The sequence below is a fragment of the Rhizobium sp. 01T437 genome (assembly GCF_056398505.1).
The window spans coordinates 1-12,464 of sequence record NZ_JBFTPM010000016.1; the positions used below are offsets into that span (position 1 = coordinate 1).

The window sequence follows — 12,464 nt, forward strand, 5'->3', positions numbered from 1 at the left end:
CCATGGATGAGCTTGGTCGCACCCGACGAGGTGCCGGAGGCGAAATCATTCATCTCGGCAAGCGCGACCGTATAACCACGGCCAACCGCATCGCGCGCAATGCCGCAGCCGTTGATCCCGCCCCCAATGACGAAAATATCGTTGATACGATCGCTCACACCCAATCTCCAAACCGTCGCCCAAATCAGGGCACTGCGAGTTCCGGTACCGGGGAGGCACCGGACGTTCTGTATCGCCCCCGAAGCCTCATGCAATCGCAATTCCGCCGCTGCCGCAGCAGCGGTTCATTACTTTGTCAGACCGACTATCGTGCACGTTACGGCGGCAAATTACGACGCGATTGAGACAATGATGTAAAGGGTGAAATCAGCGGCCAAGCGCCGCAACTGCGGCCTGTCGGACGGACGGGTGGCCCAGTCAGGCTGAAGAAAACGAAGGGCTGCCCGCATGTTGCGACGCGGTTGCCCTTCACGCCGACACGCGGCTTGGTTTGGCGATCATCGCGACCGCGCCCGATCCGGTCGCACGCACCGTCGATCGTCGGAAATACCTAGTCCCACTTCGGGCCCCAGTCTGGATCGACGACGCGATGATTGCGGTCGATGGTCTCGATATGGGAGATTTCCTTAGGTGAAAGCCTTATCGAGCTTGCCTTGAAGTTCGAGCGGATGCGCTCCGGCCGGCCCGATGTCGGGATGGTGCAATAGCCCTTGGCGAGTTCGAAGGCGATCGCCACTTGTTCCGGCGTCGCGTCGTGTTTTTCACCGATTGCGCGCAGCACCGGCTCGTCGGAAAGAATGCCACGGGCGATCGGCAGGTAGCAGGTGACGAGAATTTCCTTTTCCCGGCAGTAGTTTGCGAGCTTCTTGTTTTGCAGGACCGGGTTAAGTTCAAACTGGTTGTTGGCGATCCTGCCCTTGCCGAGCAGCGCTTCCGTCTCCTCCAGCAGGGCAATCGTGAAGTTCGAAACGCCGATCAGTTTCGTCAGGCCGCGGGCCTGCGCCTCGGCGATCTGAGTGATGTAGACTTCGAGCGGAATGCGGCCATTGGGCGATGGCCAGTGGATCAACGTCAGATCCACCTGATCGACTTTGAGCGCCTCCAGGCTCTTTTCCAGAGAAGGGACCAGTGCGCCAGGACCGAAATTATCGGTCGAAATTTTCGTCGTCAGAAAAACCTCGTCCCGGTTCAGGCCAGAGCGGCGCAGCGCTTCGCCGACTTCGAATTCGGTGTCATAGGTTTGCGCGGTATCGAGATGCCGGTAGCCGGTTTCGAGCGCGCAGAGGATCGCATCGATACCCTCCTTGCCGTTCCGCCCAAACGTGCCAAATCCCATCAAAGGAATAACATCATGTTTTTCCAAATCTATTTCCTCCAATTCGCCTCACTCCTCCAGCGGGCTCACGGAGCTTTGCAATAGGTTGAGGCTGTGTCCAGCGAAAAACGCCGACAGAATTTCGGGCAAATCCTGACGGCGGTTTAGAGAAAATACTGACGTGAATTTGGATCCTGATACAGCAGCTGGCCGAGGTCGGCTACTGTATCATCCTCGCGGTTTGGGCGGTCCGGAACACAAAATCATCTTAGAAAGCTTGGGCAAGCCGGCGCAATGGCGTCGCGCTTTCGGCAGCGGCTTCGACGAAATCGAGGCCGATATCGAGAACCGGGGCGCTGTGCGTGAGCCAGCCGACCGAGATCAGGTCGACGCCCGAGGCGGCAATGGCCGATGCGGTTGCCGGCGTCACGCGGCCGGAGGCTTCGGTGATGGCGCGACCGGCGACGATGCCAACGGCCTCGCGCAACTGATCGGGCGTCATATTGTCAAGGAGGACGGCATCGATCCCTTCGCCCATGGCCTCGTGCAACTGGTCGAGCGTGTCGACCTCGACTTCGATCTTGACCATATGGCCCACACCGGCCTTGGCGCGGCGGATTGCTTCTGCCACGCCACCGGCAATGGCGACGTGATTGTCCTTGATCAGCACCGCATCATTGAGCGCAAATCGGTGGTTCATACCGCCACCGGCCCGCACGGCATATTTTTCCAGCGCCCGAAGGCCGGGTGTCGTCTTGCGGGTGCAGACGACGGAGGCTTTCGTGTTGCGGATCGCCTCGACGATGCCAGATGTCACGGTGGCGATGCCCGAGAGATGACCGAGGAAATTCAGCGCCGTGCGCTCGGCCGTCAGAAGCCCGCGCGACGGGCCTTCGATGGTGGCGATCACGCTGCCCGGCTCTACAGCTGCACCGTCAGGCAGATGCCGCCTCATCGTGATGGCGGGATCGATGAGCTGGAAGGCAAGGTCTGCGGCGTCGAGACCAGCAATCACGCCCGGCTGGCGGGCGGCCATGACGACCGTCGAGCGATGCTCTTCCGGGATGACCGCTGCCGAGGTGATATCGCCGGCAAGGCCGAGATCCTCGGCAAGGGCGGCACGCACCAGCGGCTCGACAATGACGCGCGGAAGGGAAGCGAGGTTCATCTCAGGCACTCCTTGCAAGGGGATGGGAAGCGGTCGCCCGGGCAATCTCCAGGGCACTAGCCAGTGTCATCTTCCGTCGCACGACTTCGGCCCGCTTCAGCGGGAAATCGGTGCGGGCGTGCGCTCCGCGTGATTCCGCCCGAAGGCTGGCGAAGACGGCAATCAACAGCGCAACGATCGCCGGATCGGAAGACGGTCCATCGACTTCCACGAGCGGCAGCAGGCTTGCGACGGCGCCATGGATGGCGCCCGCATTGCGCAGCACGCCGAGATGGCGCGAGACGATCGGTCGGACGGGCGAAGGATCGGCCGCCGCCGGCAGCGTCCCTACGGATTCGGATATCGAGGGTTTTGCGTCTGGGGTCGCAAGAATGTCACGTGCTGCACGCATTCCCATGACGGCGGCTTCCAGCAGCGAATTGCTGGCGAGCCGGTTTGCGCCGTGCAGGCCGGTGGAGGCCGCCTCGCCGGCAACCCAGAGACCTGCAATGGAACTGCGGCCGGCAGCATCGGTCGCTACCCCGCCCATGTGATAATGGACGGCGGGGCGCACCGGGATCAGCTGACGCGAGGCATCGAGACCGGCTTCCCGGCACAGAGCGTCGATGACCGGAAAACGCGTGGCGAAACGATCGCCAAGAGCCGCGCGCGCGTCGAGGAACACCCTGCCGCCACGCGCCAGTTCGGCGGTGATGGCGCGGGCCACCACATCGCGCGGTGCCAATTCAGCGCCCGGCACGCCGGCCATGAAACGGTCGCAGCCCTCATTGACCAGTACTGCACCCTCCCCGCGGACGGCTTCGCTCACCAGCGCCAGTGGTCGGCGGCGGGAATCAAGAGCAGTCGGGTGGAACTGCACGAATTCCATGTCGGCAAGTTCGGCTCCGGCGCGCGCCGCAAGCATGATGCCCTGCCCGAAATTGCCGGTCGGATTGGTCGTCGCCTCATAGAGCCCGCCGATGCCGCCGGTCGCCAGCACGATCCGCCGCGTCGGAAGGATGACGGCGCCATTCTCGCTGGCGCAGACGAGGCCGTTGACACCGCTCTCATCCGTCAGGATACGGCGAGCCTCCAGCCCTTCGAGCACGGTGATGGAGGGTGTCGCGGTAACGGCTGCGACCAGTGCACGGACGATCGCCGCACCCGAGCCGTCGCCTTGCGCATGCACGATGCGGCGGCGGCTATGGGCGGCCTCAAGCCCCAGCGAAAAGCTGCCATCCGGCGTCTTGTCGAAGCGGACCCCTGCTCGCTCCAGCGCCGCGATCGCGGCCGGCGCCTCGGCGACGATACCGGCAGCGATGACGGGATCGCAAAGCCCGTCGCCGGCGGCGAGCGTATCGGCCAGATGCAGGTCGGCGCTGTCATCGGCGCCGAGACTGGCGGCAATGCCGCCCTGCGCCCAGGCGCTCGACGTTTCGGCGCCGAGGCCAGCGCGGGTGACGATGACAACGGGCTCGGGCGCAAGCGTCAGCGCAGTCATCAGTCCCGCAAGGCCGCTGCCGACGATGACGGTGCGGCCGATTAGTTGGTCAGCAATCTCGCTCATATTGCCAGCATCCTCTCGACAGCCCGGCGGGCAGCGACCGCGACTGCGGGATCGACGGTCACTTCGTGGCGGTTTTCTTCCAGTGCCGCGCGGATATTGGAAAGCGTGATGCGCTTCATGTGCGGGCAGAGATTGCAGGGGCGGATGAATTCGACATCGGGATGATGCACGGCGACATTATCGCTCATCGAGCATTCGGTGAGCAGCACGACGCGGGCCGGCTTCTTCTGACCGACATAATCCGACATGACGGCGGTGGAGCCGGCGAAGTCAGCCTCAGCAACGACATCCGGCGGGCATTCGGGATGGGCAAGCACCGTCACGCCGGGATGGTTTTCCCGCAGCTGGCGCACATCTTCGGCAGTAAAGAGCTCATGCACCTCGCAATGGCCATGCCAGGCGATAATCTCGACATTGGTTTCCTTGGCGACATTCTGAGCAAGATACTCGTCCGGGATCATTAGCACCCTGGGAACGCCGAGGGATTTAACCACCTGTTTGGCATTGCCCGAGGTGCAGCAGATATCGGAGGCGGCTTTGACGGCAGCCGACGTGTTGACATAGGTGATGATGGGCACGCCGGGATGAGCCTGGCGCAGCAGCGCGACATCCTCGGGCGTGATTGAGTCCGCCAGCGAACAGCCAGCACCCATGTCGGGGATCAGCACCGTCTTTTCCGGGTTCAGGAGCTTTGCCGTCTCGGCCATGAAATGCACGCCGGCCAGCACGATCACGTCGGCATCGACCTCGATGGCTTTTCGCGCCAGAGCCAGGCTGTCGCCGACGATATCGGCCACGCCATGGAAGATTTCCGGCGTCTGATAGTTATGTGCCAGGATGACGGCGTTGCGCTTGCGCTTCAACTCGAGGATCGCATCGACATCGTCCTGGAACATCATCCATTCGGCTTTGGGAATGACGCGGCTGACGCGATCATACAGGGAAGACGCGGATACAAGGTGGTTCATGGCCGGCTCCATCAATTATGCTCGATTTGAGCATATCCTGCGCACAGAGATATTCTCACTATGAGCATATGTCAATTGCGGGAGAGCGGTAATTTCGTTCCGGCGAGCGCGCGCTCTTCGAGAATGGTCTGGCGGAAGCGGAACAGCTTGGCCGGCCGGCCGCCGGTCTCGCTCGTCGCCTCGCCGGTTTCCTCCACCAGTTCCTGCTGTTCGATCAGACGGCGGAAGTTCTGCTTGTGCAGCGTCAGGCCGGCCAGAGCTTCGACGGCCCGTTGCAATTGCAGGAGCGTGAAGCTTTCGGGCATAAGTTCGAAGACGACCGGGCGGTATTTGATCTTGGCGCGAAGCCTTGCAATGCCGGTCGCGAGAATCCGTCGGTGGTCTGCAAACATCGGTCGGCCGAGATTGTCGTTCCTGCCGCAGCCGGCTTCCGTTACGAGGCCCGCCTCATAGAGCAGTTCGTAACGCTGCAATGTCAGGTCTTCGTTCCAGCCGCCGCCGTCGAGCCCGAAAGTGAAATCGGCGCGGCGGTGGCGATATTCGCGCCTGGTGGGATCGGCGTCGGCCCACAGGCGCAACCGTGCGATCAGTTCATCCATGATGGCTGGCCGCCCGTCGCGATGGTCTTCCCAGGGGAAATATTCATACCAGCCGTGCCAGCCCGGCCGGCCGGCGCCCGTCTGTTCGTAAACGAGGCCGAGATAGCTGATCGAGATGGTGCGCCCGCCCTGGATATCGTTGTTCCGGTCGCGGTCGGCAAATGTGTAGAGCTGCTCGAGAAAGCCGACGGGATGGGCGGTCTGTTCCTGGATCCATTCGCGCAGGCCCGATTGCAGCGTGCGATGGCCCATTTCGAAGGGGCCGGACGGAAGCGCATCGCCACTCTGGATCGTCATGACACGCGGTTCGTCACCCGTCACCGCGACGAGAACCGCGATCAATTCCGCATGTGCAAAGCCTATCGTCACCAGAGCCTGAGAATCTGTTCCTGATGGCTCTATTCTCTGACACAGGGCACAACCGATGCCAATGGCGGGTTCCTCTTCTCCCCAGCGACCGAGGGGCCTTCTACCCCTCCGCTTCCAGCCGATGTAGGAAATTGCGCAACTCGGCTTCGTCGATACCGACAAGATGACGCTTTTCCGGATAGGTTCCCGAGCGGATATCCTCGACAAATTCGCTGAAGGCCGCGATGCGCTCGCGCTGTAGCCGGTCATATTCGGCTGCGAAGTTGCGATAGATCTTGGCGTGGCGCGGCGTGTGGTCTCTGGTCGTGCCGAGCACGTCGTCGGCGAAGAGATATTGCGCATCGCAGCCGCGTCCGGCGCCCATGGAGATCATCAGTATCGAGGTCCGGTTGGAAATCGCTGCTGCGACATCGCCAGGAACGACCTCGATCTCGGCCGCGAAGGCGCCGGCATCCTGAAGCGCTTTCGTCTGGCGCCAGACATCGAAGGCGCTGGCAGCCGTCTTGCCGACGGCGCGAAAGCCGCCGGTCCAGGTTGCCTTGGAGGGGATCAGTCCAACATGGCCGCAGACGGGAATGCCCTCGTCGCGCATGCGTCGGATCGTCTGCAGGCTTGCGGCGCAATAGACGGCGTCGCCACCCGCCTTCAGCGCCTTGAAGGCCTCGCGTATATAGTCCTCGGCCGAGACATGGTCGCCATATTCGAGACCGGGAATGGCAAAGGGTGTGGGGGCCGCCTCGCGAAAGACTGGTCCCAGCAGGGCCGGCGGCACGGAGACCAGGTCGATGCCGGCTTTTTCCGCCGCTTCCGCCTCATCGAGCGAGGTGACGCGCAGCATTGTGAGCTGCCGTTTTCCCTTGAGCGCCAGGATGTCGGCGACCGTGGCGCGATTATGTTTTTTCATCGCAATATCCTTTGGGCCAGTATTCGTTAGGTCGGTATTCGGGGAAGCGAATCAGGCGGCGAGAAGCGTTTTCAGCTTGACGTTGTTGGCAGTCAGCGCAGCCGGATCGGGATGGGCGCGTGCGGCAATCAGCATTTCCGCCAGACGAATGTCGCGGGCGACCGCATTGCCAAGGCCGATGCCGCTTGCGGCAATCAGCCGGCCCTCGCCATCAAGATGGAAAAGGATGAAGGCGCCCTCGCCGAGATCGCGACGCAGGTGGGCGACCGCGCCATCGGCAAGCCCTGTTATCTGCAACGTCATCTCATATTGATCCGACCAGAACCACGGCACGGCGGACACCGGCTCATCGGCACCGAGCATGTTGGCGGCGGCAAGCGTGCCCTGCTCCTGCGCATTGCGCCAGGATTCCAGCCGCACGCGCCGGCCGGCGTAGATTGCCAGCGGAAAGGAGCAGCAGTCACCGGCAGCGAATATATCGGCGGCGGACGTGCGAAGCCGGTCATCGACGGCAATGCCATTGTCGATAACAAGTCCGGCCGCTTCGGCAAGCTCGGTATTCGGCCGGGCGCCGATGCCGACAAGCGCAAGGTCGGCCTCGATCATCTCGTCGTTAGAAAGCCGGATGACGGCCTTGCCGTCCCGCTCCGTGAGGGATTCGATGGAAACACCGCAGCGCAGATCGACACCCTCGGCGCGGTGGCGTTCAGCGACAAGATGGGCGACATCCTCGGGAACGCCGCGTTTCAGCACCCGCTCCAGCCCTTCGATGAGAACGACATCGGCGCCGAGCTGACGCGCGGTCGCCGCGACCTCCAGGCCGATGAAGCCGCCGCCGATGACGGCAAGCCGCTTGCCGGGCTGAAGCACGGCGCGCAGCGTTACCGCATCATGATGCGTGCGCAGGAGGCGGATATGGCTGCTCTCACCGGGCGCATTGGGAAAAGCGCGGGCGCTGGCGCCCGTCGCAAGCAGCAGCCGGTCGTACGCAAGGTGGCTTCCGTCTGACAGGGTGACGGTATGGGCCGCGGCATCGAGGCCGATTGCCGTCACACCGGTCAGCAGGCGGATGCTGCCGGCCTCATAGGTTTCCCGCGCGGCGATGAATTTCGGATCGACATTGCCGGCAAGGCCGGCTTTGGAGAGCGGCGGGCGCTCATAGGGGGCGTGCGGCTCGGAACCGACGAGCGTGATCTCACCGTCAAATCCCTTTTCCCGCAGCGCGAAGGCGGCGCGTGCCCCGCATTCCCCTGCCCCTAGGATGACAAAATGGGCCATGGCATCTAAACCGAAATGAAGACAGCACCGTCTTCGATCTTTACGGGATAAGTTTGCAGGTTGACGCAGACGGGAGCCCCCTTGGCTTCGCCGGTCTTGTAGTTGAAGCGGCCATTATGTTTCGGACATTCGATGATCTCGTCCATGACGAGCCCATCGGCTAGGTGGATGTGCTCGTGGGTGCAGAGCCCGTCAGTGGCGAAGAACTCGTCGTCCGGGCTGCGATAGACTGCGAAGGTCCGTCCGCCATGGTCGAAGCGGATGACGTCTTCCTCGTCGATCTCGTCAGTTGCACAAACCTGGATCCAATTTTCGCTCATGTTTTCCTCCCATGAACTCGTGTCTTATTGCGCGGCCGGTGCCAGTTCGTTGTGGAATTCTTCCCGGTAGGGCCGCGCCGTCGCGGGAAGTTCCCGCTTCAGGAAATAATCCTCATTGCGAAGCTGGCGCAGAAAGGCCGGGATCATTTCCCGGTAGCCGGACCAGATCGACGGATTGGGCGCCGGCAGGTCGTGCTTGATCATCGCATGCAGTTTCGGCAGCGCATGGTAGGGCACCATCGGGAACATGTGATGCTCGACGTGGTAGTTCATGTTCCAATAGATGAAGCGGCTGATCGGGTTCATGTAGACCGTGCGGCTGTTCAGCCGGTGGTCGATGACATTGTCTGCTAGCCCGCCATGCTGCAGCAGGCCGGTCAGCACATGATGCCAGGCGCCATAAAGGCGCGGCAGACCGATCAGTATCAGCGGCAGGATCGAGCCCAGGTAAAACGCAAGCGCAATGGTGACGACGTAGATCGCAAGCCAGATACGGGCAATGCGGATCGCCTTCGGCTGTTCCATCTCCGGGATGAAGGTCTTTTCCGCAGCACTGATGACGCCGCAAGCATTTCGGATCATATCGATGACTGCATGCCAGGCATCGAGTATACCGAAGAAATTCAGGATCAGCCGTAAGAGATCCGGCGGGCGCATGACGGCGATCTCAGGGTCGCGGCCGACGATGACGGTGTCGGTATGGTGGCGGGCATGGCTCCAGCGCCAGGTCACCGGATTACGCATGATCATGAAGCAGGCGATCTGGTAGACGACATCGTTCATCCAGCGCGTCTTGAAGGCGGTGCCGTGACCGCATTCGTGCCAGCGGCTGTCGGAGGCCGAGCCGTAGAGCACGCCATAGGCCAGGAAGAAGGGCACGGCGATCCAGGAGCCCCAGAAGAAAATGCCGAGCGCGGCAAAGACCACCATACTGCCGAGCCAGAGCGCGGTGTCACGGATCGCCTGGTCGTCGGAGCGCTGCATCAGCGCCTTCATTTCCTTGCGGGCAATATCGGTGTGATACCATTGCGCGGCTGCAAGGCCGGTTTCCACCGCCGTGCGTCCGCTCTCTCCCAGGAGGCTGTAATCGCGCTTGCCTGCCATGTCTTCCTCCCTGTCAGCTCTTGACCCAGAGAATAGGTTGACTTCGCAAAGCGCTCAATGCAGGCTTGATATATTCTATCAAAAGCCATCATAAGTGGCTTTCATTCGTGATTGAAAACTATCAGGAACAACCATGCGCCGCCCGACCATCTCCGATCTCGCCCAGGCTTCCGGCGTTAGCGTCGCGACTGTCGACCGTGTGCTGAACGGCCGCCACCGGGTACGTGAGGAAACGGCGCGCCGTGTCTATGATGCGGCCCAGTCGATCGGCTATCATGCGGTCGGTCTGATCCGCCAGCGCGTCTTCGAGGATCTGCCGCAACATCGCCTGGCCTTCCTGTTGCAGAAGCCGACGCAGCCCTTTTATCAGGCCTTCGCGCGTGAGATTGAAACCGCCGCCCGCAATGTCACGACTGCGCGGATCCAGACGCAGGTGGAATATCCATCCGCAGCGACACCCGCCGCCATCATCGAAAAGATCAAGCTGCTCGGCGCCCGAAACCAGGCGGTCGCGCTTGTCGGGCCGGATTATCCGGCCGTGACGGCAGCGGTCGAGGAATTGAAGGCGCGCGGCGTTCCGGTCTTCTCGCTGCTCTCGGATCTCGCGACCGGGGTGCGGGACGCCTATATCGGCGTCAACAACCGCAAGGTCGGTCGCACCGCCGCCTGGATGATCGCCAAAGCCGCCCGCCGGCCTGGCAAGGTCGCCTGTTTTGTCGGCAGTCACCGTTTTCATGGCCACGAGCTTCGCGAAATGGGCTTCCGCTCTTACTTTCGCGAGGAGGCGCCGGATTTCGAGGTGGTCGAAACGCTGATCAATCTGGAAACGCCTGAAATCACCCATGAGGCGACACTGACGCTTCTGCAGAAACATCCCGATCTCGTCGGCCTCTATGTCTGCGGCGGCGGCATGGAAGGAGCGATTTCGGCATTTCGCGAAGAAGGGATCGGCGGCCGCATCGTGCTTGTCGTCAACGAGCTCACCGCCGACAGCAAGGCCGGCCTTGCCGACGGCATCGTCACCATGGCGATCGGCACGCCGCTGCCGGCGCTGTGCAAGGAGGTGGTCTCGCTGATGACGGGCGCACTGGAAAATGGCGAGATCGCCATTCCCGGCCAGTCCTTCCTGCCCTTCGAGATTTTTCTGCCGGAGAATATCTAAAAATGATGGAATTCTATCATTCGCCCGGAAAATCTAGCAGCGATGATAGAGTTTGATAGTGTCCAGCCGATGGATTGGGCGGCGAATTCCAGTAGAGATTGGATTAGTCATTCATAATGCTTCTCACGCATGAGGGGCGAGGAGGAGATTTCGCATGGCATCCATCCGTTTCGCGCTGAACCATATGGCGGCACCTTCGCTGTCGATCGAGGATTTCTTTGCGCTTGCCGCCTCGCTCGGCATTGACGCGGTGGAGATCCGTAATGATCTCTCGGCCAATGCCATTCTCGATGGTACAAAGCCTGAAGCCATCAAGACGGCCGCCGACCGCCACGGCGTCGCGATCATCTCGATCAACGCGCTGCAGCGCTTCAACGAATGGAATGCGACGCGCGAGCGGGAAGCCCGCGAGTTGATCGATTATGCAAGGGCTGTCGGGTCGCAGGCGCTGGTACTGGTTCCCAAGAATGACGGTACGGGTCGCGTCGACGGCGAGCGCCAGGCCAATCTGCGCCAGTCGTTGACGGCACTCCGCCCCATGCTCGATGCCGCCGGCATTGTTGGCCTCGTCGAGCCGCTCGGCTTCGAAATCTGCTCGCTGCGCTCTAAGGCGGAAGCAGCCGATGTGATCGAGACACTCGGTGCGCAGCCGACCTTCCGGCTGGTGCACGACACGTTCCACCATCACCTCGCCGGCGAAACGCCCTTCTTCCCGCATCTGACCGGGCTCGTGCATATTTCCGGCGTCAGCGATCCTGCCGTTTCCGTCTCGGACATGCGCGATCCGCACCGTATTCTCGTCGATGCCGATGACCGGCTCGGTAATGCCGGCCAGATCCGCGCTTTGCTGCAGGCAAGCTACAAGGGCCCCTTCTCCTTCGAGCCCTTCGCATCCGAAGTCCATGTGCTGAAGGACCCCGGCGCCGCCTTGAAGGCGAGCATGGATTATATCGTCGCGAAGGTTTGAGAAGCCTATTCGCGTCCGCGGAAACGGCGCTGATAGGCGGGGTCGTAGAGCGAGCTTTCGCGGAAATCCTCTGATCCAAGCGAGCGGCCGACGAAGATGATGGCCGTGCGCTCGATCGGCTCGGCTGCCACCTTCGCCTCGATATCGGCAAGCGTGCCGCGCAGGATACGCTCGTCCGGCCAGCTGGCTTTCACCACGATGGCGACAGGGCAATCGGCGCCGTAAAGAGGCGTCAGTTCCGTCACGACCTCAGCCAGCGCATGGATGGCGAGATGGATTGCCAGCGTCGCCCCCGTCGCGCCGAATTTTTCGAGCGTTTCCTCATTCGGCATCGGCGAGGCGCGGCCGGAGACACGCGTCAGTACGAGGCTTTGCGCCACGGCCGGGATCGTCAATTCGCGGCCGAGAGCCGAGGCCGCCGCCGCAAAGGCTGGAACGCCCGGCGTCATCGTATAGGCGATGCCGTGTTTCTCCAGCCGGCGAATCTGCTCGGCGACCGCGCTCCAGACGGAGAGATCGCCCGAATGCAGTCGCGCCACGTCCTGTCCGGCATTGGCGGCATCAAGAAATTCGGCCTCGATCTCGTCAAGCGACAGCGGCGCGGTATCGACGATGCGCGCGCCCGGCGGGCAATATTGCAGGAGCTCGGGCGAGACGATGGAGCCGGCATAGAGGCAGACCGGGCATTTGCCGATCAGGTCGCGTCCGCGCACCGTGATGAGATCCGCTGCACCCGGGCCGGCGCCGATGAAATGAACCACCAT

13 protein-coding genes are annotated in these 12,464 nt (G+C 62.2%); 2 read left to right on the plus strand and 11 right to left on the minus strand.

Going from position 1 to position 12,464, the window contains the following annotated elements:
- The 10 genes from AC1DM5_RS26545 to AC1DM5_RS26590 all read right to left on the minus strand — a co-directional run.
- Nucleotides 1-158, minus strand: a 158-nt coding sequence (locus AC1DM5_RS26545) for an FAD-dependent oxidoreductase (RefSeq protein ID WP_477976171.1), incomplete at its 3' end; no start/stop codon positions are given.
- Nucleotides 159-550: 392 nt separating this feature from the next.
- Nucleotides 551-1,363, minus strand: coding sequence for an aldo/keto reductase (locus tag AC1DM5_RS26550; RefSeq protein ID WP_477820450.1), 813 nt, complete (start codon nucleotides 1,361-1,363; stop codon nucleotides 551-553).
- A 220-nt stretch (nucleotides 1,364-1,583) separates the two neighbouring features.
- Entirely contained in the window at nucleotides 1,584-2,483 is a 900-nt protein-coding gene (gene nadC / locus AC1DM5_RS26555) for a carboxylating nicotinate-nucleotide diphosphorylase (protein WP_477820449.1), read from the minus strand.
- A gap of 1 nt (nucleotide 2,484) precedes the next feature.
- The gene (locus AC1DM5_RS26560) at nucleotides 2,485-4,029 is read right to left on the minus strand and encodes an L-aspartate oxidase (RefSeq protein WP_477820448.1); all 1,545 of its coding nucleotides are present in this window, start codon (nucleotides 4,027-4,029) and stop codon (nucleotides 2,485-2,487) included.
- Nucleotides 4,026-4,997 (minus strand): quinolinate synthase NadA, encoded by a 972-nt coding sequence (gene nadA, locus AC1DM5_RS26565; RefSeq protein ID WP_477976000.1) that lies wholly within the window; start codon nucleotides 4,995-4,997, stop codon nucleotides 4,026-4,028. The genes AC1DM5_RS26560 and nadA overlap by 4 nt, the downstream gene beginning before the upstream one ends.
- A 71-nt stretch (nucleotides 4,998-5,068) precedes the next feature.
- Nucleotides 5,069-5,965, minus strand: a complete 897-nt coding sequence (locus AC1DM5_RS26570) for an NUDIX hydrolase (protein ID WP_477976002.1) — start codon at nucleotides 5,963-5,965, stop codon at nucleotides 5,069-5,071.
- Between the two features lie 100 nt (nucleotides 5,966-6,065).
- The gene (locus AC1DM5_RS26575) at nucleotides 6,066-6,869 is read right to left on the minus strand and encodes a 3-methyl-2-oxobutanoate hydroxymethyltransferase (RefSeq protein WP_477820445.1); all 804 of its coding nucleotides are present in this window, start codon (nucleotides 6,867-6,869) and stop codon (nucleotides 6,066-6,068) included.
- Nucleotides 6,870-6,920: 51 nt separating this feature from the next.
- Nucleotides 6,921-8,147, minus strand: a complete 1,227-nt coding sequence (locus AC1DM5_RS26580; RefSeq protein WP_477820444.1) for an NAD(P)/FAD-dependent oxidoreductase — start codon at nucleotides 8,145-8,147, stop codon at nucleotides 6,921-6,923.
- Between the two features lie 5 nt (nucleotides 8,148-8,152).
- A complete protein-coding gene (locus tag AC1DM5_RS26585) occupies nucleotides 8,153-8,467 on the minus strand; it encodes a MocE family 2Fe-2S type ferredoxin (protein WP_477820443.1) in 315 nt (104 codons plus the stop codon).
- A gap of 24 nt (nucleotides 8,468-8,491) precedes the next feature.
- Nucleotides 8,492-9,571 carry a fatty acid desaturase family protein gene (locus AC1DM5_RS26590; RefSeq protein ID WP_477976004.1) on the minus strand — a complete coding sequence of 360 codons (1,080 nt, stop codon included), beginning with the start codon at nucleotides 9,569-9,571 and terminating at the stop codon, nucleotides 8,492-8,494.
- Nucleotides 9,572-9,704: 133 nt separating this feature from the next.
- Here AC1DM5_RS26590 and AC1DM5_RS26595 point away from each other — a divergent pair, with 133 nt between their 5' ends.
- Together AC1DM5_RS26595 and AC1DM5_RS26600 are read left to right on the plus strand one after the other, a co-directional pair.
- Nucleotides 9,705-10,733 carry a LacI family DNA-binding transcriptional regulator gene (locus tag AC1DM5_RS26595; RefSeq protein ID WP_477820441.1) on the plus strand — a complete coding sequence of 343 codons (1,029 nt, stop codon included), beginning with the start codon at nucleotides 9,705-9,707 and terminating at the stop codon, nucleotides 10,731-10,733.
- Nucleotides 10,734-10,887: 154 nt separating this feature from the next.
- Nucleotides 10,888-11,700 (plus strand): TIM barrel protein, encoded by an 813-nt coding sequence (locus AC1DM5_RS26600; RefSeq protein ID WP_477820440.1) that lies wholly within the window; start codon nucleotides 10,888-10,890, stop codon nucleotides 11,698-11,700.
- A 5-nt stretch (nucleotides 11,701-11,705) separates the two neighbouring features.
- Here the strand turns inward: AC1DM5_RS26600 and cobM are convergent, their stop codons facing one another.
- Nucleotides 11,706-12,464 carry a precorrin-4 C(11)-methyltransferase gene (gene cobM, locus AC1DM5_RS26605; protein ID WP_477820439.1) on the minus strand — a complete coding sequence of 253 codons (759 nt, stop codon included), beginning with the start codon at nucleotides 12,462-12,464 and terminating at the stop codon, nucleotides 11,706-11,708.

Coding starts and splice junctions, on each gene's coding strand:
- AC1DM5_RS26585 (WP_477820443.1), bottom strand. CDS start 8,467: ATGAGCGAAAATTGGATCCAGGTTTGTGCAACTGACGAGATCGACGAG.
- nadC (WP_477820449.1), bottom strand. CDS start 2,483: ATGAACCTCGCTTCCCTTCCGCGCGTCATTGTCGAGCCGCTGGTGCGT.
- cobM (WP_477820439.1), bottom strand. CDS start 12,464: ATGGTGGTTCATTTCATCGGCGCCGGCCCGGGTGCAGCGGATCTCATC.
- AC1DM5_RS26560 (WP_477820448.1), bottom strand. CDS start 4,029: ATGAGCGAGATTGCTGACCAACTAATCGGCCGCACCGTCATCGTCGGC.
- AC1DM5_RS26595 (WP_477820441.1), top strand. CDS start 9,705: ATGCGCCGCCCGACCATCTCCGATCTCGCCCAGGCTTCCGGCGTTAGC.
- AC1DM5_RS26590 (WP_477976004.1), bottom strand. CDS start 9,571: ATGGCAGGCAAGCGCGATTACAGCCTCCTGGGAGAGAGCGGACGCACG.
- AC1DM5_RS26580 (WP_477820444.1), bottom strand. CDS start 8,147: ATGGCCCATTTTGTCATCCTAGGGGCAGGGGAATGCGGGGCACGCGCC.
- AC1DM5_RS26600 (WP_477820440.1), top strand. CDS start 10,888: ATGGCATCCATCCGTTTCGCGCTGAACCATATGGCGGCACCTTCGCTG.
- nadA (WP_477976000.1), bottom strand. CDS start 4,997: ATGAACCACCTTGTATCCGCGTCTTCCCTGTATGATCGCGTCAGCCGC.
- AC1DM5_RS26575 (WP_477820445.1), bottom strand. CDS start 6,869: ATGAAAAAACATAATCGCGCCACGGTCGCCGACATCCTGGCGCTCAAG.